Source organism: Acinetobacter sp. HY1485 (assembly GCF_027568475.1).
In the GTDB taxonomy this organism is placed as follows: Bacteria; Pseudomonadota; Gammaproteobacteria; order Pseudomonadales; family Moraxellaceae; genus Acinetobacter.
In genome coordinates, this window is the sequence record NZ_JANKZG010000005.1 from 129,761 (window position 1) to 151,704 (window position 21,944).

Annotated in this window: 22 protein-coding genes; 5 read left to right on the forward strand and 17 right to left on the reverse strand. The window is 37.9% G+C overall.

What is annotated here, in order from left to right:
* Nucleotides 1-216: 216 nt before the first annotated feature.
* Nucleotides 217-1,527, forward strand: coding sequence for an MFS transporter (locus PCI70_RS07395; RefSeq protein ID WP_269914686.1), 1,311 nt, complete (start codon nucleotides 217-219; stop codon nucleotides 1,525-1,527).
* Between the two features lie 33 nt (nucleotides 1,528-1,560).
* On the opposite strand, the gene adhP is transcribed toward PCI70_RS07395, so the two are convergent.
* From adhP to rpiA, 10 genes are all read right to left on the reverse strand, one after another.
* Nucleotides 1,561-2,574: an alcohol dehydrogenase AdhP gene (gene adhP, locus PCI70_RS07400; RefSeq protein ID WP_269914687.1), complete on the reverse strand. Its 1,014-nt coding sequence runs from the start codon at nucleotides 2,572-2,574 to the stop codon at nucleotides 1,561-1,563.
* 68 nt (nucleotides 2,575-2,642) lie between these two features.
* The gene (locus PCI70_RS07405) at nucleotides 2,643-3,308 is read right to left on the reverse strand and encodes a pseudouridine synthase (RefSeq protein WP_269914688.1); all 666 of its coding nucleotides are present in this window, start codon (nucleotides 3,306-3,308) and stop codon (nucleotides 2,643-2,645) included.
* Nucleotides 3,309-3,362: 54 nt separating this feature from the next.
* Nucleotides 3,363-3,557, reverse strand: a complete 195-nt coding sequence (locus PCI70_RS07410; protein WP_269914689.1) for a hypothetical protein — start codon at nucleotides 3,555-3,557, stop codon at nucleotides 3,363-3,365.
* Nucleotides 3,558-3,579: 22 nt separating this feature from the next.
* Entirely contained in the window at nucleotides 3,580-4,023 is a 444-nt protein-coding gene (locus PCI70_RS07415; protein WP_269914690.1) for a GNAT family N-acetyltransferase, read from the reverse strand.
* Nucleotides 4,024-4,071: 48 nt separating this feature from the next.
* Nucleotides 4,072-6,333: an ATP-dependent Clp protease ATP-binding subunit ClpA gene (gene clpA / locus PCI70_RS07420; RefSeq protein ID WP_269914691.1), complete on the reverse strand. Its 2,262-nt coding sequence runs from the start codon at nucleotides 6,331-6,333 to the stop codon at nucleotides 4,072-4,074.
* Between the two features lie 9 nt (nucleotides 6,334-6,342).
* Nucleotides 6,343-6,756: an ATP-dependent Clp protease adapter ClpS gene (gene clpS / locus PCI70_RS07425; protein ID WP_269914692.1), complete on the reverse strand. Its 414-nt coding sequence runs from the start codon at nucleotides 6,754-6,756 to the stop codon at nucleotides 6,343-6,345.
* Nucleotides 6,757-6,765: 9 nt separating this feature from the next.
* Nucleotides 6,766-7,497, reverse strand: a complete 732-nt coding sequence (locus PCI70_RS07430) for a DUF6776 family protein (RefSeq protein ID WP_269914693.1) — start codon at nucleotides 7,495-7,497, stop codon at nucleotides 6,766-6,768.
* A 15-nt stretch (nucleotides 7,498-7,512) separates the two neighbouring features.
* On the reverse strand, nucleotides 7,513-8,556 hold the full coding sequence (gene argC, locus PCI70_RS07435) for an N-acetyl-gamma-glutamyl-phosphate reductase (protein ID WP_269914694.1): 1,044 nt from the start codon (nucleotides 8,554-8,556) through the stop codon (nucleotides 7,513-7,515).
* Between the two features lie 68 nt (nucleotides 8,557-8,624).
* Nucleotides 8,625-9,263, reverse strand: coding sequence for a M48 family metallopeptidase (locus tag PCI70_RS07440; RefSeq protein WP_269914695.1), 639 nt, complete (start codon nucleotides 9,261-9,263; stop codon nucleotides 8,625-8,627).
* Nucleotides 9,253-9,924, reverse strand: coding sequence for a ribose-5-phosphate isomerase RpiA (rpiA, locus tag PCI70_RS07445; RefSeq protein WP_269914696.1), 672 nt, complete (start codon nucleotides 9,922-9,924; stop codon nucleotides 9,253-9,255). Before rpiA ends, PCI70_RS07440 begins: the two co-directional genes overlap by 11 nt.
* Nucleotides 9,925-10,040: 116 nt before the next feature.
* On the opposite strand from rpiA, the gene ilvA reads away from it, so the two are divergent.
* Nucleotides 10,041-11,561 (forward strand): threonine ammonia-lyase, biosynthetic, encoded by a 1,521-nt coding sequence (gene ilvA / locus PCI70_RS07450; protein WP_269914697.1) that lies wholly within the window; start codon nucleotides 10,041-10,043, stop codon nucleotides 11,559-11,561.
* A 30-nt stretch (nucleotides 11,562-11,591) separates the two neighbouring features.
* Here the strand turns inward: ilvA and PCI70_RS07455 are convergent, their stop codons facing one another.
* The 4 genes from PCI70_RS07455 to PCI70_RS07470 form a co-directional block, all read right to left on the reverse strand.
* A complete protein-coding gene (locus tag PCI70_RS07455) occupies nucleotides 11,592-12,095 on the reverse strand; it encodes a hypothetical protein (RefSeq protein ID WP_269914698.1) in 504 nt (167 codons plus the stop codon).
* 84 nt (nucleotides 12,096-12,179) lie between these two features.
* Nucleotides 12,180-12,683, reverse strand: coding sequence for a hypothetical protein (locus PCI70_RS07460; RefSeq protein ID WP_269914699.1), 504 nt, complete (start codon nucleotides 12,681-12,683; stop codon nucleotides 12,180-12,182).
* A gap of 160 nt (nucleotides 12,684-12,843) precedes the next feature.
* Nucleotides 12,844-13,848 carry a phospholipase A gene (locus PCI70_RS07465; protein ID WP_442865175.1) on the reverse strand — a complete coding sequence of 335 codons (1,005 nt, stop codon included), beginning with the start codon at nucleotides 13,846-13,848 and terminating at the stop codon, nucleotides 12,844-12,846.
* Between the two features lie 36 nt (nucleotides 13,849-13,884).
* Nucleotides 13,885-16,818 carry an insulinase family protein gene (locus PCI70_RS07470; RefSeq protein WP_269914701.1) on the reverse strand — a complete coding sequence of 978 codons (2,934 nt, stop codon included), beginning with the start codon at nucleotides 16,816-16,818 and terminating at the stop codon, nucleotides 13,885-13,887.
* Between the two features lie 217 nt (nucleotides 16,819-17,035).
* Between PCI70_RS07470 and PCI70_RS07475 the strand changes: the two genes are divergently transcribed.
* Genes PCI70_RS07475 through PCI70_RS07485 form a run of 3 tightly spaced genes read left to right on the forward strand, consistent with a single transcriptional unit; the run spans nucleotide 17,036 to nucleotide 19,657 of the window.
* Nucleotides 17,036-17,728 (forward strand): oligogalacturonate-specific porin KdgM family protein, encoded by a 693-nt coding sequence (locus PCI70_RS07475; RefSeq protein WP_269914702.1) that lies wholly within the window; start codon nucleotides 17,036-17,038, stop codon nucleotides 17,726-17,728.
* A 9-nt stretch (nucleotides 17,729-17,737) separates the two neighbouring features.
* Nucleotides 17,738-18,952, forward strand: a complete 1,215-nt coding sequence (locus PCI70_RS07480; protein ID WP_269914703.1) for a histidine-type phosphatase — start codon at nucleotides 17,738-17,740, stop codon at nucleotides 18,950-18,952.
* A gap of 39 nt (nucleotides 18,953-18,991) precedes the next feature.
* Nucleotides 18,992-19,657 carry an O-methyltransferase gene (locus tag PCI70_RS07485; protein WP_269914704.1) on the forward strand — a complete coding sequence of 222 codons (666 nt, stop codon included), beginning with the start codon at nucleotides 18,992-18,994 and terminating at the stop codon, nucleotides 19,655-19,657.
* An 87-nt stretch (nucleotides 19,658-19,744) separates the two neighbouring features.
* On the opposite strand, the gene PCI70_RS07490 is transcribed toward PCI70_RS07485, so the two are convergent.
* The 3 genes from PCI70_RS07490 to PCI70_RS07500 form a co-directional block, all read right to left on the reverse strand.
* The gene (locus PCI70_RS07490) at nucleotides 19,745-20,590 is read right to left on the reverse strand and encodes a universal stress protein (RefSeq protein WP_269914705.1); all 846 of its coding nucleotides are present in this window, start codon (nucleotides 20,588-20,590) and stop codon (nucleotides 19,745-19,747) included.
* A gap of 105 nt (nucleotides 20,591-20,695) precedes the next feature.
* Nucleotides 20,696-21,307: an acyltransferase gene (locus PCI70_RS07495; protein ID WP_269914706.1), complete on the reverse strand. Its 612-nt coding sequence runs from the start codon at nucleotides 21,305-21,307 to the stop codon at nucleotides 20,696-20,698.
* The gene (locus PCI70_RS07500; RefSeq protein ID WP_269914707.1) at nucleotides 21,300-21,896 is read right to left on the reverse strand and encodes an IMPACT family protein; all 597 of its coding nucleotides are present in this window, start codon (nucleotides 21,894-21,896) and stop codon (nucleotides 21,300-21,302) included. The genes PCI70_RS07495 and PCI70_RS07500 overlap by 8 nt, the downstream gene beginning before the upstream one ends.
* Nucleotides 21,897-21,944: the final 48 nt, after the last annotated feature.

Here is a 21,944-nt window from a genome sequence, read left to right on the forward strand (position 1 = left end):
ATACACGCCAACGTTGGCGTGTATTTTTTTGCCTAATTTCTCTTGCTTCTTCCATTTAAAATTGTTATTAATTGTTAACCCCTCTCCTTAAATTGAGTTTTGGCTTTTTTATCCCTTTAAGCCTCATCTTCAATACACACTGCGACTTGTGAAACGACTACCCAAAGTGAAACAACAGCAATACCTCTAACAGTTCAAAAAAGTGTATGGTCTATCATGGAGTATTCAGCCGCTTCAACAGAAGCACAAGCCCCAACCAATTCAAAAGTGCGCGTATTACTTGCAAGTCTAGTGGGTACAACAATCGAGTTTTTTGATTTTTATATTTATGCAACTGCTGCCGTCTTAGTTTTTCCACACTTGTTTTTCCCTGCAAGCAGTAGTGGTGCAGCAACATTGCAATCACTTGCAACGTTTGCCATTGCGTTTATTGCCCGCCCTGTAGGCGCTGCCGTTTTTGGACACTTAGGCGACCGTGTAGGACGTAAAACCACACTTGTTGCAGCATTACTTTTGATGGGCATTTCAACTGTATGTATTGGTTTATTGCCTAGTTATGCCCAAATTGGTATTTTTGCACCACTATTGCTTGCATTATGCCGTTTAGGTCAAGGCTTAGGTTTAGGTGGCGAATGGAGTGGCGCTGTATTACTTGCAACTGAAAATGCTCCCGAAGGAAAACGTGCTTGGTATGGTATGTTTCCACAACTTGGTGCGCCAATTGGCTTTATCTTTGCCTCTAGCATTTTTTTAGGCTTAGGTGCAGTCATGTCTAATGAAGACTTTTTAGCATGGGGATGGCGCATTCCTTTTATTGCAAGTTCTTTATTAGTCATTTTAGGGCTTTATATCCGTTTAAAACTACATGAAACGCCTGCATTTAAACGTGTACTCAACAAACAAAAAGAAGCCAATGTACCCCTTAAAGAAGTGGTAACAAAACATGTTAGCGCATTAGTTTTGGGCACATTAGGTGCAGTATGTACGTTTGTATTATTTTACTTGGTGACTGTATTTGCACTTAATTGGGGAACAACATCTTTAGGATATTCACGTACTGAATTTTTACAGATGCAACTGATTGCAACCGTTTGTTTTGGTATTTTCATTCCTGTTTCCGCTTTACTTGCAGAAAAGTTTGGACGCAAGATTACCTCTATTGCTATTTGCTTAATCATTATTGTATTTGGTTTATTTTTCGGACAATTTTTTGTTGCAGACAATCCAATTTCAGTTACGTTATTTTTATGTCTTGGTATGTCTGTAATGGGGTTATCTTATGGTCCTATTGGTACTATTTTATCTGAAATTTTCCCAACTTCAGTACGTTACACAGGTTCTGCACTTACATTTAACTTAGCAGGTATTATAGGGGCTTCTTTTGCTCCTTTAATCGCAACTAAACTTGCTACCAATTATGGGATTGGCGCAGTCGGTTATTACTTAATTGTTGCTTCCTTCATTAGTTTAATTGCTTTTATTTGTATTAAAGAAACAAAAAATATAGATTCAAATCACCAAATTTAAATAAATATGCCTCTTTAATCAGAGGCATATTTTTTATGCATTAAAATCAATAACCATTCTGCCTTTAATTTTTCCTTGCTCCATTTCAGAAAAAATTGAGTTAATCTCTTTTAAAGAACGTTTTTTGACAGTTGGTACTACTTTACCTTCAAGCGCGAACTGAAATGCTTCTTGTAAATCTTTGCGTGTACCAACCAAAGAACCTACCACTTCAATACCATCAAGTACTAAACGCGGGATATTTAAACTCATCGCTTCAGGTGGTAAACCAACCGCAACAACACGCGCACCAGCTCTTACACAGTCAACAGCTGAGTTAAAAGCTGCTTTTGCTACAGCAGTCACAACTGCGGCATGTGCACCATTTTTAGTATGTTGCATAATAAGTTGCTGTGTATCTTGTGTTGAAGGATTAATTACAACATCAGCGCCAAGCTCTTTGGCAAAATCAAGCTGAGCATCGTTCACATCAATCGCAATTACTTTGGCATTAAAAACATTTTTGGCATATTGCAACGCAAGGTTACCTAAACCGCCCATCCCATAAATTGCAACCCATTGTCCTGCTTGTACATTTGAGACCTTAATCGCCTTATAAGTAGTTACACCTGCACAAGTAATACTACTTGCAGCCGCAGGGTCTAACCCCTCGGGCACTTTTACAGCATAATCTGCAACCACAATACATTCTTCTGCCATACCACCATCTACAGTGTAGCCAGCATTTTTCACTTCACGACAAAATGTTTCTCTACCTGTAATACAATATTCACAGTGTCCACATCCTTCAAAAAACCAAGCAACACTTGCTCGATCACCCACTTTTAAAGAAGAAACACCTTCGCCTACTTGTGTAACAACTCCAATTCCTTCATGCCCAAGCGTTACACCAGTTTTATCGCCATAATGTCCGTTCTTAACATGCAAGTCTGTATGGCAAACACCACAGTATTCCATTTTAAGGAGTGCTTCACCATACTTTAATTCTCTTATATTTTTATCAACAATATCAACAATATGCTCTTTGTTTACAACAGCCGCTTTCATATCTTTCTCCTTTTTTTTAATTTATATACTTATCATAAGCCATAAAATATGAAGCGACAATCCACTATTTAAAATAAAGGCATACTTTTTATATGTATTTCTTTTTTGGTGAAAGGATGAACAAATTCTAATTGATTTGCATGTAATGCCATACGGTCAAGTGAGAACTTTTGTGGGTGTGGATGATACAACTTATCCCCCATAATTGGATGACCAATATGCATAAGGTGTACACGTAATTGATGCGATCTACCTGTAATTGGTTCTAAGCTTACACGCGAGATATTCAGTTGCGCATCAAACTCTAATAAAGACAAATTTGTTTGCGCTTTTTTCCCTTCTTCAAAATCCACTTTTTGTTTGGGGCGATTTGGCCAATCTGTAATCAAGGGTACATCTATATGAGTTTGCATTGGAGATTTTCCATCTACCAGTGCAATATATTGTTTTTTGACTGTACGAGCCTGAAAAATTTTGCTCATTGCCACTTCTGCATCTCGGTGTTTGGCAAACAGTAAAATGCCTGATGTTGCCATATCTAAACGATGCGTTACTTTTGCTTGAGGATATTGTTTTAAAATTCTTAAATAAGCACTGTCTTGGTGTTGTGGTAAACGCCCCGGAACAGACAGTAAACCTGCTGTTTTATCAACTACAATAAAATCATCATCTTCGTATAATACATTCAATGGGCTTACAGGTGGACAGTAAACAAAACTCTCTGCCATGATCATCGTTTCTTTACAAAAAGATGGCTAACATAGAGTTTCGTTAAAATGATGTCAAGATCAAAGCTTTTTCCAACGTATGCCTTCATCTTTTTTAGCTAAGGTAAAGGTAAAATTTGCATCAGTACTGACTAAAATTCTATCGTGATATTCTTCTAAAACTTTGAGTACATCACCACTTTCGAATGTAATTGGTGTACATTCTTTTTTTTCTAAAACAATAGTTTCTAAGAGTTCAATAACATCATGAATCATACTTTTTCCAAATAACTGACGCTTATAAAGTTAAACTTAAAAATAACATATCTGTAGACGCAACAAAGCCTAGTTTTTTGTATAAAGCTTGTGCTTTTAGATTCGTCTTACAGGTTTCTAACGCGATATAAGCCGCTTTTGTATGTTGTGCAAATTCGATGGCATGTTGCATCAATGCTTCTGCAATACCCTGTTGACGATGCTGTTCATCTACATATAAATCATTTAAAATCCACGCATGTTTCATAGAAATAGATGAATACGTCGGATATAACTGCGTAAATCCAAAAATTTGATTATCTTTTTTATAAATAAAAATTTTGGAATCTTGTTGGTGCAAACGATTTTGAATAAATTGTGTTGCAGCATCAAGATCAGAAGGCTGTTTGTAAAAAATACGATATGCATTAAATAATTGTGCAACTGGCTCTAAGTCCTCTGGCTGCGCCAAAACAACATAATTCATTTTATATCCTTATAAAACACGTCCGTATAGTATACGGACGTTGATCGATTAAACAGGTTCTGCTGTTTGATCTTCAAAAACAGATAACAACAACCCTGTTGTTTTATCCTGCTCTTTTTTCACGGTTACTGCCACATTACCACCATGCACAAGATCACCAAATAAAATCATCTCAGCAAGTGGTTTTTTTAGATGTTCTTGAATGAGACGTTGCATTGGACGTGCGCCCATCAAACGATCATAGCCATTTGTTGCAAGCCAATCACGCGCATCTTGGTCTACGTCTAATACCACTTTCTTATCATCAAGTTGGGCTTGTAATTCTGTTAAGAATTTATCCACAACCGAATCAATCACTGTAGTTGGTAGGGCTTTAAACTGAATGGTACTGTCTAAGCGATTACGAAACTCTGGTGAAAAGGCTTTTTTCATCGCATCTTGATTATCATTACTGTTATCTTGCTCGGTAAACCCAATACTGGTACGTGAGATACTTTCTGCGCCAATATTGGTTGTTAAAACCAAAATAACATTACGAAAATCTGATTTACGTCCGTTATTATCTGTTAAAGCACCATGATCCATAATCTGTAAAAGTAAATTAAAAACATCAGGATGTGCTTTTTCAATTTCATCTAATAACAAAACACAATGCGGATTTTTGTGAACAGCATCGGTTAACAAACCACCTTGATCAAATCCAACATAACCTGGAGGTGCACCAATTAAACGTGATACAGCATGACGCTCCATATATTCAGACATATCAAAACGTAAAAGCTCAACACCCAACAATTTAGCAAGCTGTTTAGTGACTTCTGTTTTACCTACCCCTGTTGGTCCTGCAAATACAAAGCTCCCCACAGGTTTATCAGGCGACTTAAGCCCTGCTCGAGACAATTTAATGGCAGAAGCAAGCGCAGTAATCGCTTCGTCTTGACCAAAAACCACACGTTTTAAATCCCGCTCTAAATACTGCAACACAGATTTATCATCTTTAGATACAGTTTTAGGTGGAATGCGTGCAATTTTTGACACAATATCTTCAATATTTTCAACCGTAATCTGAGGATCATCTGAGGCTTTTAAACGGCGTTGTGCACCTGCCTCATCAATCACATCAATGGCTTTGTCTGGTAAAAAGCGATCATTTATATATTTCGCAGATAATTCAACTGCAGAAATCAATGCTTGATCATCATATTTAACATGATGGAATTCTTCAAACTTTGATTTTAAACCACGCAAAATATCAATTGTTTCACTTAAACTTGGTTCATTAACGTCAATTTTTTGGAAACGTCGCGAAAGTGCATGATCTTTTTCAAACACTTGGCGATATTCTTGGAATGTGGTAGAACCAATACAACGTAACGTACCATTTGCAAGCGCAGGCTTAATTAAATTTGACGCATCCATTGTACTGCCCATACTGGAACCTGCCCCAATAATCATATGAATTTCATCAATGAATAAAATGGCATTCGGGTTCTTTTTAAGTGCATTCAATAATTGTTTGAGACGCTTTTCAAAATCGCCACGATATTTTGTACCTGCAACTAAAGCACCAATGTCAAGGCTATAAATTTCTGCATCAGCCAATGGCTCAGGTGCTTTGTTGTTGACAATTAACCATGCCAAACCTTCAGCAATTGATGTTTTTCCCACACCAGGGTCACCCACTAAAAGTGGATTATTCTTGCGTCGACGACATAAAATTTGCGCGGCACGTTCGATTTCTTTTTCACGCCCAATTAGCGGATCAGTTTTACCTTTTGCCGCTTGCTGGTTTAAATTCAGTGTATAAAGCTCAAAGGGACTGTCAGAACGTGGCGTATCAGCATCGACCTCTTCACTATCTTCACTGATCGTTTCTTCATTACGCCCACCATGCGATAAATACTGTGTCAACGTTAAACGGTTAATTTGATGACGTTTAAGTACATATACCGCAAACGCGTCACGCTCTGAATACATTGCCACTAATACATCTGCACCTTCAACAGGGCGATCTCCACCGCTTGATTGCACATGGAAAATGGCACGCTGTAAAATCCGATCAAAACTTTCTGTTGGATGTGGTGCTTGTTCGCTGTTTTCACCAAGTTTTGGTGTATGTTGCTCAACATATTCCTCAAGCTCTTGACGTAGAACAGTCACATTTGCGCCACACGCTTTTAATGCGTTTACGGCTGAGTCATTATCAAGCAACGCAAGGAGTAAATGTTCAACCGTCAAAAACTCATGTCTCTTTTGTCGAGCCATGCTAACAGCCAAGCGTAACGATACTTCTAATTGGCGACTGAGCATACAACCCCCTTATTGTTTTGGCTCAATCTGACAAAGTAACGGATGACCTTGTGAGCGAGCAAAATTATTAATTTGGTTTGCTTTGGTTTCTGCAATGTCTCGCGGATAGACCCCAGCAATTCCTTTTCCTTCATAATGTACTGTTAGCATTACTTCAGTTGCTTGGTCAAGGTTCATTGCAAAGTATTGTTGTAAAATTTCGATAACAAAGTCCATTGGGGTATAGTCATCGTTCATTAAAAATACAATATACATGGGTGGACGTTGCAGTTGAGGGGGAGCTGTTTGTACTGCCAAATCCCCTTCTGGCTCTTTTGTTGTAGTGGCATAAACTGATGTCTCTAAATGCCAATCGACTAAGCCTGTTTTTTCAAACGAGGCTTTAATATCATTTAACGCTAATTTTTTCTTTAGACCACGCATACTTTACTTTCACTGAGTTTTTGGGGTTGCTTGCGGAACTTCCGAAGCATAACGTGCAGAACTTTCAATTTCTTTACCACGTAGCCAACTAAAACGTTTTGTTTCAGACACGCCACCGCTTAAACGTACTTCTATAAACTGTGGGACAAAACCTTTTGGCATTGTCCAACGCCCTGTTAAGCGTTCAAAGTTATCAAAACTAAAGGCTTTGGTTTCCATAGGAACCACTAAAATATCTTCACCACGGATTAAACGAAGCTCTACATTGCCTGAAACACGGCGTTGCGATGGGCTTACTTGCAATAAATCAATTTGATATTCATACGCATTTTCAGGCAATGGACGAATACCTAGATTTTGTACAGTTAAGCTCACGCCCCCACGTTGACGTAAAATTTCTCGATAAATCAAACTTTGGGTTTGTACAATACCTAAATCTGCTTTCGTTTCAGTTAAACTGCGGTTCAAGTTATTGACATTACTGATGGAAATATCACGCTCTTGAATTGCCATATTCAGATTTTTATTGAGTGTCGCAAGGGTATCTTTTTGCGTTTGTACCACTTCCATCAACTCTGCTGCATCGGCTGCATAGCCTGCTGCAGTTAAACCTTGGCGATGTCCCACTGAATAACCTAAAAACATACCACCACAAAGCAAAACAGTGCTACCAAGTAATAAATATTTACTTGCACCAAACTTTTTAGATTTTGGCGCATTGTCTTTTTTCTTATCTGTCATCTTTTGTGCTCAAATTTAAGGCAATAATGCAATTCCTGTGAGTCCTGCATGCTCCTCACACCCAAACATAATATTCATATTCTGAACGGCTTGTCCTGCGGCACCTTTCACTAAATTATCTTGTACCACCACAATCACTAATTTTTTCGGCTGTGGTTTATACAGTGCAATTCGTAAATGATTTGCGCCACGTACACTACGCGTTTCTGGCAAGCTATTTTCAGGCATCACATCAACAAAGTATTCATTTTCATAAAACTGCTCATAGAGCGCTTGTAAATCTACTTCATCACCTGCAGCGTTTAAATCAACATAAATGGTACTTAGCATCCCGCGAATCATGGGTACTAAATGAGGTACAAATACCAAATGATCAAAAACCTCTTTTTTCCCCGAAATGTGCTCTAAAGCCTCTACAATTTCAGGTTGATGGCGATGACCATTTACCCCATATGCTTTAAAATTGTCTGAGTTTTCACTAAACAACAACCCCATACTGGCTTTTTTACCTGCACCAGATACACCAGATTTTGCATCTACAATAATGCTTTGCGGTACAATCAATTTATTTTTAAGTACAGGTGCTAAACCTAATTGCACGGTGGTTGGATAGCAACCAGGATTCCCTACAACCTGTGCTTGTTTAATCTGTTCGCGATTTAACTCAGATAAACCATAAATCGCTTTTGTAAGTATGTCAGGACACGTATGTGCCATGCCATACCATTTTTCAAACTGTTGAAGGTTTTGTAAACGAAAATCAGCAGCAAGATCAATTACTTTTGTCCCTGCTTGCGTTAGTTCTGATGCGTACTTCATCGCAACGCCATGAGGTGTTGCAAAAAACACCACATCACACTGTTTTAATTCATCAATATTTAAATCTGAAAATTTAAGATCGGTTTGCCCACGCAAACTTGGAAACATCTGTGCCACAGGCTTGCCTGCTTCTGTTCGTGACGTTAATACACGCACTTGAGCACGAGGATGTTGCAATAAAATTCTAAGAAGCTCTACCCCTGTGTAGCCTGTACCACCGACAATTGCAACAGAAATCACTTTTGTTACCTCAATTTAAATTTAAGTTACTTAGTATGACGATGAAGTCACACTTTTCCAAATAATTTTTAATAAAACCACATCGGATACAAATACCCCTTAAGGTATTGCCGTTCTTTTTTCCATTGTGGGTGATACTGTTCTACAAGATGCCAAAATTCAACACTATGGTTAAAATGTACTGTATGGGCAAGCTCATGCACACATACATAACGCACGACTTCAGGTGGTAATGTCACTAATAATGCATTGAGCATAATTTTATGCTGTTGGTTACAACTCCCCCAACGGCTTTTAACATAACGTATTTGAAGATGTGTATAACTCAATTGTGTTTGCTGTGCCACTTGTGCAAAAAAAGATGGAAGCTTGTCTTTGGCATAAGTAAGTACAAATGCTTTAAGCGCTATTTCAGGACACTGTTCATTTAAAAAGAGTTGATTATCTTGCAAATCAAACTGTTTTTTTTGCTGAACTAGCCGAATGCTTAATGGCACATCAACATCAAATAAAGTGAGATGTGTCGGAAAACCATGTTGAGGAAACGTCTGACACATTTGCTCAAGCCACGGCGTACTTTCTTTTAAAAATGCATCAATTTGGGCTTTACCACACCCTTTTGGTACAGTTAAACGTGCATTCGATGCGGAGATCACACGCAAGCGCAATCGTTTAGCGCGTGCGTGTTCTATAATTTTAATCTGCAAAACGTGTTTCAATACCATTATTTGTCGCAACCACTGCAATATCTGCTTTATTGATTGCAAAGATACCGTTGGTTACAACACCTGGAATATCGTTAATTATACGTTCAAGTTCTAACGCATCTAAAATATTAAGATTATGTACATCTAAAATCACATTACCATTATCGGTTACAACACCTTCACGGTAAGCAGGATCGCCACCTAGTGCCACAATTTTACGTGCCACAGCAGAGCGTGCCATTGGAATTACTTCAATTGGAAGTGGAAAATCGTGTCCAAGTTGATCTACCCATTTTGAGTCATCCACAATACACACAAATTTTTGCGCAATTGACGCCACAATTTTTTCACGCGTCAGTGCAGCACCGCCGCCCTTAATCATATGTAAATGACGATCAATTTCATCTGCACCATCAACGTAAGCATCTAAACCACCAACATGGTTCATATCAATCACATCAATGCCTAGCTTTTTTAAACGCTGCGCCGTTGCTTCAGAGCTTGCCACAGCACCCTCTAACTGTAATTGAGGCAATAAGTCAATTAAGAAATTAACCGTACTGCCTGTGCCTACACCTAATATACCGCCTTTAGGTAAATGTGCTAACGCTGCTTGGGCTGCAGCTTGTTTTTTTTCGTCTTGGCTTGCATATAAGCTCATAAAAAATTACTCGTTTTTACAGTTTTACTTGATTTTAGGCAAGCTTTGAGCCTAAATTGAGAAATCGAGGGTACGATCTCGTTTTATTTTAAACTGTTAAATGGAAGATAACCATCATGTTGTTTCGCTTGGTCAGACAAATTTTACAAGCAACGGTCTACGACGTTGCCATAGAATCTCCTCTCGAAGCAGCACCACGAATTAGTCAAAGAATTCATAATAACATTCGTTTTAAACGCGAAGACTTACAACCTGTCTTTTCTTTTAAATTGCGCGGGGCTTACAACCGAATTAGTCAATTGTCTAAAGAGAAGTTAGCTCGTGGTGTCATTTGTGCATCGGCAGGTAACCACGCACAAGGTGTTGCACTTTCAGGACAAAAACTTGGTATTCCTGCCATTATTGTTATGCCAACGACAACACCAGACATTAAAGTTCAAGCGGTTAAACGCCTAGGTGGGCAAGTCGTATTACATGGCGATTCTTTTGATATAACCAATCAATACGCACAAAAGCGCGCCCAAGAAGACGGTCTAACGTTTGTTCCCCCTTTTGATGATGAGCTTGTAATTGCAGGACAAGGAACAATTGCCAACGAAATTCATCGTCAATGGCGTGAGGTCGACTACATCTTTGTAGCTGTTGGTGGCGGTGGTTTAATTTCGGGTATTGCGGCGTATTTTGCTGAAGTTGCGCCCCACGTTAAAATTGTTGCTGTTGAGTATGATGAATCTGCTTGTCTTAAAGCCGCATTAGAAGCCAATGAGCGTGTTAAATTGTCTCATGTGGGGCTATTTGCAGATGGTACGGCGGTTGCGCAAATTGGTGAACTACCATTTAAGATTCTAACGCACCCAAAATCAGATGGTTCAAAGCTGTTGATTGAACCCGAAGTGGTTTTAGTGAATACAGATGAAATCTGTGCAGCTGTCAAAGATACCTTTGACGAAACACGTAGTATTGTAGAGCCATCGGGCGCAATGGCATTGGCAGGCATTAAAAAGTTTGTGCAACAACACGGTATCAAAGATAAAAATATTGTGTCTATTGTGTGTGGTGCCAACATGAATTTTGATCGTTTACGCTATATTGCCGAACGTACAGAATTAGGCGAACGTCGTGAAGCAATTTATGCAGTGACGATTCCTGAACAAAAAGGCGCATTTTTGAATTTCTGCCGTGCATTACAAGGACGTAATATCACCGAATTTAACTATCGTTATAGTACAAACAGTGCAGCACAAGTCTTTGTAGGGATTAGCTTAAAAGGTGGTGAAGCTGAGCGCCAAGAAATTTACGATATTTTAAAACATAATTATGATGTAGATGATTTATCTGACGATGAGGTAGCGAAGTTACATATTCGTTATTTGATTGGTGGTCATGCATCTTTAGAAGATGAGCGTTTATTCCGTGTAGAGTTTCCAGAACGCCCGGGGGCACTTTTAACTTTCTTGGAAAATTTGGGTCACGAACACAATATTAGCCTATTCCATTATCGTAACCATGGTGCTGCCGAAGGACGTGTGTTGGTTGGTTTACAATCTACACACTCGCCAACTAATACTTTAGATGGTATTAATTATCCTTATGAGGAAATTACCAATAACTTAGGTTATCACCGTTTCTTAAGATAAACTAAAAAGCAGGCTTAATGCCTGCTTTTTTTATTCTACTTCACTGAGTTCTAAACTTGAGTCTTTAAAGTTTTCATTAAATGCATCAATTAAATTTACAACGGCTTCTTGGTCATCTTTGACCACCATCCAATGTGGATTTTCACCCGAAACAACCAATGTCGTTAGCTCTTTTTCTTCTGCGGCACGTTGAATTTGGTCAAAAAATGCATCATAGTGGCGATCCTCAATATCTAAAATATCACCTTCATAATCGTCCATATTATCTGCACTTGAATACTCACTATTGATGCGTTCAATTGTTTGATCAATTTGATTTTGCAACGCAACAACATCAATTCCTGCATCTACTAATGTCGTGCATTGGTCAATTTTATTTTCATAGAACTCTTCAAAAACCAATGCTTGTAAATTAGCATTATTGGTATTCATCCAATCAAAAAACGTATCAAATTCTGTTAAGTCACTTGGAAGTGGCACATCTTTTAAATTAGGAAAAAAGTATTTTGCTTGTTCGTATAGCTTACTAGACATTAGTTTCCCTTGTTTTTATATCTTTATTTTAATATAACCAAAAAAAAACGAGCAAATGCTCGTTTTTGTAACTATTTGGTATATTTACAGTTGGTCGTAAATCGATTTCATTTTTTCAAATCGTTCTGTAAAACCATCTAAACTAATTTCGTCATCTTTATTATTTTCTTTGTTTAACTCATAAAAACGTGTATATACCGTGCGTCCTTTTTTCATTTGATAAATAATTTGAGTCGCATCCGAGAAAACACCCTCTGCACCATATAAAGTTTTATTGTTATCAATTTTAATGGCACTTTTAGAATTAGAAGCATGACGACGTCCTACCAATACACCTAATTGTCCTTGTATCAAACTCACTTGTAGTTCTTTAGAAATCATTTTACAAATTTTAGTATCATCAAAACGATCACGTTTACATGCAATTTTCCAATGACTCCCTGCTGGAGTAATAATTTTTTCTATCGTTTTTGCCGTCCTTTGGTTAGATTCATAACCCACATCACGGATTAAATCATCAATGTTATTATTTTTGGCAGTTACTAAAGCTGGGGAGATCAACAACACTACTAACAAAATATATTTCATTTGTCGCTCTTGAATTGTAGAAAAATTAAAAAAACAAGCGCGGATTCTAAATAAATTTACACAAAATTACAAAACTAAATCGGATTTAATTATTTATTTTTTCTTAATTGTTTATTTTTTAATCTATAAAAAAGCCACATATATGTGGCTTCATTCATTTTTAGAACCAATCCATCAAAGAGATTCCTAATCCCACATAATTTGCACGATGGTTATAATCAATTAAACTTTCACCATAGCCATTAAAGTACTGGAACTGCCCACGAAGTTTTTGTGTAATTGGGAATGTCCAATCAAACTGTACTGCACCATGTGATTTATCACCAGAACGTAATGAATGACGTAACATCAATGAGAAATCTTGATTATTCCACCGATAAAATGCCGTTAAATCACCACGTCCAATATAATTTTCAATATCAGGGTTATTGTCATTTTTATCAGACTCAGGAATACGATACCAAGGTCTGAGCATAATCGCGAAATTATCACGCTCTAAACCAACATTAAGCATCACACGGTTCCAACTCCGCGAAAACGGATCAGATCGTCCATTAGATTGATGATTTAGCGTTACACCTAACATACGTCCATCTAAACCCAACAAATTATAGTTTGTTCTAAACACCAAGCTAGCTTCTGGTTCATAATTTGTTTCACGGAATGGTCGTGACTCTTCAGAGTTCAATACTTGCCAACGCGAGGATTGTGTATATCCCAACCACAAATCACCATTGTCACCAAAAATGTTTTCCCAAGCTTTTGTTTTGAGCGAAAGTTGGAATTTAAATTCTGTTGAATCTAAATTTTGATCTTCAGTCACTGTATTCTGTGGATTTGGACTACTCGGACGTTCATTCTTTTTACTTGTCCAAAACGCAGGAAACATATAAATCGGTTTGTAACTGCGAACATTCCATGTGCCTAACTTACTGTTTTCTGAGAGTTCCCAACGGCTATCAAGCAGAGACTCTGCTATAGGTTTCTCGCTTGAGTAAAGTAAATCTTCTTTAGGCGTTGCTTTTTTTACATGAAAATATTCATCATAACAGCGTAAACGATCTGCATCATTTTCAACCCCTAAACATGCTTGTGCACTACTTGGATTAAACACTGTTGTGCTTTCTGCAAATGCAGAAGAACACAACAACACACATCCAAGCATAGGTAAATATTTTACATATACCATTAATTTTACCAACTAATTTAACTGCTGAATTTTAAAACTAAGTTCTTGTAACTGTTCACGTTTACTAAACGGTGCAACCACCGCTTTTACAGCATGTTCAGGGACTAAATATTGTGCTGCAACACGTCTTAAATCATCAAAGGTGACCGCTAAAATACGAGCACGTAACGTTGCACGAAATTCTGCAGTACGTTCGTGTAACTTACTATAACATGCTGTAATCGCTTCTCCTGCTGGCGAACCTGGTTTATCCATAGAGGCAATTAAACCTAAAATTGCTTCTTCAAGCTGATATTCTTGGTGAATATCTTGATTCAACCACACTAAACTCGCTTCGAAATCTGCAAAGGTTTCTGTTAAACGTGGATCTCGGTAGCTAAAGAACTTAAAGGCACAGGCATTACCATCGTAAGTTGCACCACCGCCATAAGCACCACCCTTTTCACGCAAGGCACTATGTAAAAAGCCATTGCGTAAGTAACCTGCAAGTACCATCAAAGGTGCAGCATCGGGATGACTTGACTCTACAGCAGGATAAGCCGTTGCACAAAATTGTACGTTGGTTTGTGCAAGCCATGCTTCATTGCCTGTACTTTGTATACGTTCAAAAGTTTGAAGTTGTGGTTGATGAGTTGATACTTCAATGTTTTGCCACACTTGTGCAACGGCTTGCGTTAATACTTGCGTTTGTTGCTCTTCACATACCAATAAAAATTGTTTTGGTGCCTGTAATAGAAGCTGATGAATGGCTTGTAACTCATCAATAAAAGCTTGATATTCGCCCTCATCTTTTTCAATTTTGGTAATCAATTCAGATAACCAATTTAATGCACCTAAACCTGTATTAAAGTAATCGCGGGTTGCAAGTGCACTCATGTTACGTGTTGCAGTTTGCATGGCATAACTATGCCCTGCACCTGTTACGCGCGCTTGCCAAGCTGTTTTACGTTGTTGTAATAACTCAATAATACGGCTTTTTTCATCAAAGCGAAGTTGTTCAAATGCCAACTTTAATAATTCAATAGCATCTTTTTTATCAACCAAGGCTTTGGTGGTTAAAGTTAGAAATGCACTAATTTGGTTTTTATCATTGAGTGCACTACGTAATGATGCGCCCATGCCTAAACCACCGCTTACCGCAGTTTGGATTTGTTGTAACTCTAAATAATCGTATTGACCCGCGCCCACTTCACCCATTAAAACACTGAGTAAATTAAAATACGGCGACTGCACCACTTGATTTGGAATTTCAACAATCACCTGTTGGTAATACAACCCATTTGTGCCTGCATGATAGACATGAAATGGATGGGCTTGCTGGTTAATATGAAGTGTCGTCTCTTCACCATTTACAATATGGATATCAGCAGGAATATCTTCTAAACCTACTTTAGGCAGTAAACTTAAATCATCGGCAGTTTCTTGGCGTTGTTGTAATGCTTTGGTTTGCTCTACAATCTGCACACGCTGTTCAGCTGTGAGTGTTTTATCCAACTCATCCAAACGCGCTTGCTCTAATGCCTGATCCTGTTCTGACTTTTGCGCATCGGGTACAAGGGTCAATAACACACGATGTGGATTATCAATTAAATAAGTTTGAATTAAAGATGGCAGCCACATTGGGTCTTTTAGCTCTTCTTTAACTAAATTAATTGCAGCATCTACATCCCATACATCAACAGGGTCACTATGATGGATTGCACTGCCCATACCGCTTAAAATTAAACTTAAACCGTACGGCGTGCCATCACCATTTACTTCCCGCTGATGCAATTCAATTTGATGTAAAATTGAATCAACAAGTTGTGGATCGGCAGGTTTAGATGCCACATCTTTTAAAACATCCATCACACCTGTTTTAAAGATTTCAGCATGCTCAAGGTCAGAACCTTGAATACCACAGAAGAATGACATCTCAAAATTACTGTCATCTACACCCATAAATGGACCTGTGGAATCTGCATAACCACAGGTTTCTAAATAATGGCGTAATGGCGATGATGAATCTTCAAGTAAAATTCCTTCTGCTAAACGCATGCCCAAACGCAATTTAATATCACTCGATTGTGGCAATAACCAAGAAAGCACATGATACGTTTTATTTTTGAGTTCTTGACTATCCACTGCATAAGACTCAACCACATCAACAGGTGCAGTTAAACGTTTTTCTGGTTTTGAATAAATAGTCGTTCCTTTTTCAAAACCGCTGAGAGCTTGAGTTTCAAATTGCTCATGCAAATTATATACAAGCTCATTACCAAATGTCATAAAGACCGCATTACTTGGGTGGTAATGTGTTTTATAAAATTCTGTCAGTTGTTCGTAAGTTAAATCAGGAATATCTTTGGGATCACCACCTGAATTATAGTGATATGTGGTTTCTGGAAATAAATGCGTTGCAAGTTGATGGTATAACTGATCTGATGGCGAACTCATCGCTCCTTTCATCTCATTAAAAACCACGCCTTTAAATACAGGCTTGTTATTTTCTAACTCAACCCGAATCCCTTCTTGTGCAAAATCAAGTGGATTTAAGTTAGCTGCAAACGCAGCATCTAAATAAACAGAAAGAAGATTTTGGAAGTCTTTTTTATTTTGAGTTGCAAATGGATAGGCTGTCCAATCTGCTGCCGTAAATGCATTCATAAACGTATTTAATGAACGGCGGATCATTAAAAAGAACGGATCACGCACAGGAAAACGCTTAGAACCACATAAAGCCGTATGCTCTAAAATATGGGCAGCACCTTTAGAATCCATAGGTTGTGTACGAAAAGCCACTAAAAATACATTTTCGTCATGTTCACTGGCTAAATGATAGTGCATTGCACCTGTTACATGATGACGATATTCAAAAACATTGATATCCAAAGCATCTACATGATGCTGACGGATCAGCTGAAACGCAGGATGTGTAGATTGAGATTCAGCAACATTGACCGTCATATGGTCTCCTAAAAGATTATTTTGTTTCATGTTTTATATTATAGCGAGTTTATAAAACTTTGCTGTGAATACCTTTATTTTTTGACATTTCTATGACAAAAAAATGAAATAAAAATGAAGGTTTAATGAAATAAAAATGACAATTACACAAAAACATAAAACTGTAATAAATGACCAACATACTGCGCCGTAACCTTAATTACAGCTAGTTTTTGTGATGCGTCATTTATTATTTTGTTTGCTTGGGGCAACATGTTTAATTTCTAATGCACATGCATTAGATGCCACTTACTACCATATCTATGAAGATGTAAGTAAAAAAAATATCGACCAATTTGGACTAGGTCATACCTTTAAAAATAATATTACCATTGGATGGGGTGTAAAAGCTCAAGCTAATGAACGTGCCGATGGCAAGCCAGGAACAGCTTTTTCTAATGATAAGATTTATGAACGTATTTATAAAATAAAATACAAATATCCTGTTACAACGCGCTATGAAATAGCACCTGAATTTGAAATCGCTGATAAAAATGAATCAAATAAATATAAAACTAAAATTACGAACTCATTTAAGTTTAATGATAAGCAAAAAATCTTTTTAAAATATCGCTACGAAATTGTAAAATACGATGATACAAAAAAAGAAGACAAACACGTTCACCTCACCGAATTAGGCGCAACACAAAGTGTTGATCGTTTTAAATTTACCTATGCTTATGGTTACTACCATGCCGATGCGCCTATTTACAACAATAAAGACAGCGACTACAAACATCAGTTTACAGTAGATTATAAACTTACAAAGAAAATTGCGCCGTATATTGAGATTCGCAACGAATCATTAAGCAGTAAATCAAAGCAAAGACAGACCGTATTTGAAACAGGCGTTCAATACACTTTTTTTTAAAGGATGATCATGAAAAAGTTTTTACCTCTTGCCTTACTTAGCACACTCCCACTTGCACATGCCTCTGATTACCAACTTGAACAGGTGGTATCACTTACTCGTCATGGCGTGCGCCCACAAACAGACATTGCCGAACTCAATGAAGTGACAGGCAAACAATGGGCAACATGGCAAGTACCTGATGGGCATCTTACTCAACATGGCTACGATGGCATGGTATCGCAAGCCCAATATCAATTGGCAACATGGCAAAAGGCTGGACTTAATATTCATGGGTGTCCCTCTCAAAATGATGTGCTTATTTGGGCATCGCCTGCTCAGCGGACTAAAAAAACTGCCGATGCAATTGCCGAGGGAATGTTTAAAAATTGTCAAATTAAAGTAGGCTCAACGCAATATGAAAAAGATCCACTGTTTAACGCGGTAAAGATGGGAACCGTTGCCAATTCATTTGAGCAAATTCATGCAGATTACCAAAAAAGAATTGGCTCACCCGAGCAAGTGGCAAGAAAATACCAATCAAATGTTAATTTCTTAAAAAATACTGTCTGTGCACCCGATAGTTGTACCTTCTTAAACAAACCATGGGAATTAAAAACGAATAAAGAAGGACAACCTAAACTCAAAGGACCTGTAGAGAACGGCGCAAATATTGGCGAAACTATTCGTTTACAATATAGCGAAAATTTACCGCTCGACCAAGTTGCATTTGGGCATGTTAAAAATGCCCGTGATGTCAAAAAATTTATGACGTTACATCAAGCCAAATACCATTATGTGAATGAAATTCCTGTGCTTGCACAACAAGGTGGATCAATCTTAATGGATCAAATGCTCAATGCATTACAAAGCCCACGTCCACTTACTTTATTTGTAGGACACGATACCAATATTTCACAAATCCAAACCATGTTGGGTTTTAATTGGCAACTTCCACAGTACCCTGCCAATGACATTCCACCTGGAGGTACACTTGCATTTGAAAAATATAAAAACACCAAAACAGGTAAAGAATATGTCAAAGTATCTTTTTCTGCCCGCACACTCGATCAATGGCGCAATCTCACGCCACTTAATAGCAAACAGCCGCTTGCAAGCGCACAACTCAAATATAGTTATTGTAAAAAAACAGCCGTTGGCGTCTTGTGTCCACTTAATGAATTTGTAAAAAATACACGTCAACGCGTGCTTCCTATACAAATTGATCAGCCACTGTTTCAATAATTCGATATAATCCGCCTCATTCAACATTGAGGTACGATCATGCAACAGCTGTGGACAGATTTAGATGACTACATTGAAGACCACTTACTTCCAAAAGATGAACGCTTGGATAAAGTGATCCAAAATACGGTAGAACATGGCTTCTCAAATCATTTAGCTGTTGCACCCAATCAAGGCATGTTTTTACAAATGCTCATTCAAATGAACAACTGTAAACGTGTTTTAGAACTCGGGACATTTGCAGCATACAGCACTGTTTGGCTTGCGCGTGCGTTACCTCAAGATGGCTACTTACTCACCATTGAAGGGCGCGAAAGCCATGCACAAATGGCACAAAAAAATTTAGACGAAGCCAATATGCCCACCCATATTGAGGTTAAAGCAGGTAAAGCAGCAGATGTACTGAATGACTTACCCCAAGATACGGCGCCGTTTGATTTTATTTTTATTGATGCAGATAAAGGCAGTTACCCTGACTATTTAGAACTGAGTCTTAAATTTTCTCGCTCAGGAACTATTATTGTATTAGACAATGTGATACGTGCGGGCGATATTCTTAATTTAGACAATCACAAACCAAGTATTACAGGTTTACGAGATACGTTTAAAGCATTACAAGATCATCCAAAGCTGTTATCTTGCACTGCATTACAAACTGTAGGCAGTAAAGGACATGATGGTTTTGCGATAGCGATTGTAAAATAACCAATCATTTTTTATTTTTATAAAACATAGAGATAGATAAGCTATCCATAAAGTTATCCACAGTTTATGCGGATAACTTTATTATAATTAACGTACAACAATCAGTGGTACATCAACTTCACGGAATACTTTAGTGGTAATGCTACCCAAAAAGAATTGCTGAATACGATTTGTACTAAACGCACCCAATACTACAAATTGAATTTGATGCTGACGTTGATAATCTACAATATTTTCAGCCACATCACCTTCACGATATTCAGTGATCACATCAATGCCATGTTCCTGAAAATATTGTGCAGGCTCATCAAGCACATGCTCTTTCGCTTCGCCCACATGTAATAAATGCGCTTGAAGTTGACGGAACAAATCGGTCTGTGCGATGTGCTTCATCATGTTGGTACATACTTCAGAATCTTCATATGCAAAAATAAAGCGTGTTGGTGGCTTAAATTGCTCACCTACCGTCATTACCGTACATTTAGCACCACGAATAAAATTTTCTACATTACTGCCTAAATCTTTATTTTTTTCAGCAGCGGTATCACCTACACGCCCAATAATTGCAATATCATCAGGCTTTAAAAATTCGAGAGTTTGTTCAACAAAATCGCCTTTTTCTTGTACCACAGTGGCACTAATATCATGCTCGTTTTTTAAACGTTGATTAATGTGTGCAAGTAAATTACTGCTCACATCTACCGCAAGCTCACTTTGTTTTTGCTCAAGTTCTGCAAGCTCTTTAAGTAACATCGCATTACTTTCAAAGCCAATTACACCACTTAATTCCCCTAAATGATAACTTGCAGGGTAATAGTCTAAAACTTGTAAAAGGATGAGTTCACGCTTTGTTTTCTTTGCCACCCATGCCGCTGCTTCTGCAATGGCATTTGCACACGGTGACGAATCAATACACGCAACAATACGTTTCATTTTCGCCTCTCTTTGAGTGATTCACTCTAGGTCTAATTGTCAATCAAAGTTAACATAAGTCCCAAAAATATGTCATCTATTTATGGTTTAAACTTGTTACACAACTTACTCGCGCATCCGAATAAGTTGAGCAGGATTACCTGCAACAACTTGTTTTTCTGCAACATTTTTAGTTACCATACTTTGCATACCTACAATAGCATGATTACCAACGTGTATGCCATCTTTTACCCCCACATGCGCCCCTAGCCATACATCTTGACCAATTTCTATCCCTAATGAGCGAACAGGTTGCTGATAAATAGGCTGTGATATATCCATACCATGATCAAATGCATATAAATGGCAATATGCCGCAATGCGTACTTGATCATGCAACGTAATACCTGCTCGTCCGCCATCTAAAGTGCAATGATGATTGATCGCTACTTCATTCCCAATATTGATGGGTCCATGTAACGTACAATCGGCAGCAATAAAAGTGTTATCACCAATGATAATTTCGCGTCCGGGTTCTGCAAAAATATGCGCAAGTGGTGAAATAAAACAATTTTTACCAATTTTAACCGTTTCCATTTCTTGTAAATAAGCTTGATATTCTTCTTGCCATGCCTGTGCCCACTGCAAATGTTTGGGTTTTAATGTCCAATATAACCAAGGCATATAATTTAAACGGTGTTTATGCTGTTCACGGTACTTTAATAATGGATCAGACATCAGATACTTCCTCAATTTTAAGTGCTTCACGTCCTCTTGTGATGTCTTGAATTTTTTGTGCTAAGGTTTGAATTTGAGGAAGCTGTAATTTTGCCAAAACTTCCACCCCATCTGCGGTATATTGCTCTTGAAACTCAATTTTTTGATGGGTGAGTTCATATTGTAAAATTGCCCATTCATTAAAATAACACTTAAATTGAACCTCTTTTTTTTCAATTAATTCAATTTTAGTGGCTTGTTGTAGACACTGTCCTGCGCATCCGCCGTAAGCTCTGACTAAACCGCCTGTGCCTAATTTGACACCTCCAAACCAACGGTTCACTAACACTAAAACATTGGTTAAGTCATTGCCTTCTATAGTCGCTAAAATGGGACGTCCTGCCGTACCTGATGGCTCACCGTCATCATTAAAACGAACATCATGCCCCAATTTCCAAGCCCAACATTGATGGGTAGTCGAGATATCTTTATGTTTATCTAAAAAGTCTTTAACGTCCTGTTCATTTTCAATTGGTGTAGCAAGCGCTTGGAAACGGCTTTTTTTAATTTCTTCTTCAAAAGTGGTTAAGGCTTCAAGAGTAAATGGCATATCCAACACAAATTTAATACTATACGCATAGTATAACGTGATTTTGGT

Bases quoted from the DNA above. Each gene is read 5' to 3' on its own strand.
- PCI70_RS07395 (WP_269914686.1), top strand. From the start codon at position 217: ATGGAGTATTCAGCCGCTTCAACAGAAGCACAAGCCCCAACCAATTCA.
- adhP (WP_269914687.1), bottom strand. From the start codon at position 2,574: ATGAAAGCGGCTGTTGTAAACAAAGAGCATATTGTTGATATTGTTGAT.
- PCI70_RS07405 (WP_269914688.1), bottom strand. From the start codon at position 3,308: ATGATCATGGCAGAGAGTTTTGTTTACTGTCCACCTGTAAGCCCATTG.
- PCI70_RS07410 (WP_269914689.1), bottom strand. From the start codon at position 3,557: ATGATTCATGATGTTATTGAACTCTTAGAAACTATTGTTTTAGAAAAA.
- PCI70_RS07415 (WP_269914690.1), bottom strand. From the start codon at position 4,023: ATGAATTATGTTGTTTTGGCGCAGCCAGAGGACTTAGAGCCAGTTGCA.
- clpA (WP_269914691.1), bottom strand. From the start codon at position 6,333: ATGCTCAGTCGCCAATTAGAAGTATCGTTACGCTTGGCTGTTAGCATG.
- clpS (WP_269914692.1), bottom strand. From the start codon at position 6,756: ATGCGTGGTCTAAAGAAAAAATTAGCGTTAAATGATATTAAAGCCTCG.
- PCI70_RS07430 (WP_269914693.1), bottom strand. From the start codon at position 7,497: ATGACAGATAAGAAAAAAGACAATGCGCCAAAATCTAAAAAGTTTGGT.
- rpiA (WP_269914696.1), bottom strand. From the start codon at position 9,924: ATGAGCTTATATGCAAGCCAAGACGAAAAAAAACAAGCTGCAGCCCAA.
- ilvA (WP_269914697.1), top strand. From the start codon at position 10,041: ATGTTGTTTCGCTTGGTCAGACAAATTTTACAAGCAACGGTCTACGAC.
- PCI70_RS07455 (WP_269914698.1), bottom strand. From the start codon at position 12,095: ATGTCTAGTAAGCTATACGAACAAGCAAAATACTTTTTTCCTAATTTA.
- PCI70_RS07460 (WP_269914699.1), bottom strand. From the start codon at position 12,683: ATGAAATATATTTTGTTAGTAGTGTTGTTGATCTCCCCAGCTTTAGTA.
- PCI70_RS07465 (WP_442865175.1), bottom strand. From the start codon at position 13,848: ATGCTTGGATGTGTGTTGTTGTGTTCTTCTGCATTTGCAGAAAGCACA.
- PCI70_RS07470 (WP_269914701.1), bottom strand. From the start codon at position 16,818: ATGACGGTCAATGTTGCTGAATCTCAATCTACACATCCTGCGTTTCAG.
- PCI70_RS07475 (WP_269914702.1), top strand. From the start codon at position 17,036: ATGCGTCATTTATTATTTTGTTTGCTTGGGGCAACATGTTTAATTTCT.
- PCI70_RS07480 (WP_269914703.1), top strand. From the start codon at position 17,738: ATGAAAAAGTTTTTACCTCTTGCCTTACTTAGCACACTCCCACTTGCA.
- PCI70_RS07485 (WP_269914704.1), top strand. From the start codon at position 18,992: ATGCAACAGCTGTGGACAGATTTAGATGACTACATTGAAGACCACTTA.
- PCI70_RS07490 (WP_269914705.1), bottom strand. From the start codon at position 20,590: ATGAAACGTATTGTTGCGTGTATTGATTCGTCACCGTGTGCAAATGCC.
- PCI70_RS07495 (WP_269914706.1), bottom strand. From the start codon at position 21,307: ATGTCTGATCCATTATTAAAGTACCGTGAACAGCATAAACACCGTTTA.
- PCI70_RS07500 (WP_269914707.1), bottom strand. From the start codon at position 21,896: ATGCCATTTACTCTTGAAGCCTTAACCACTTTTGAAGAAGAAATTAAA.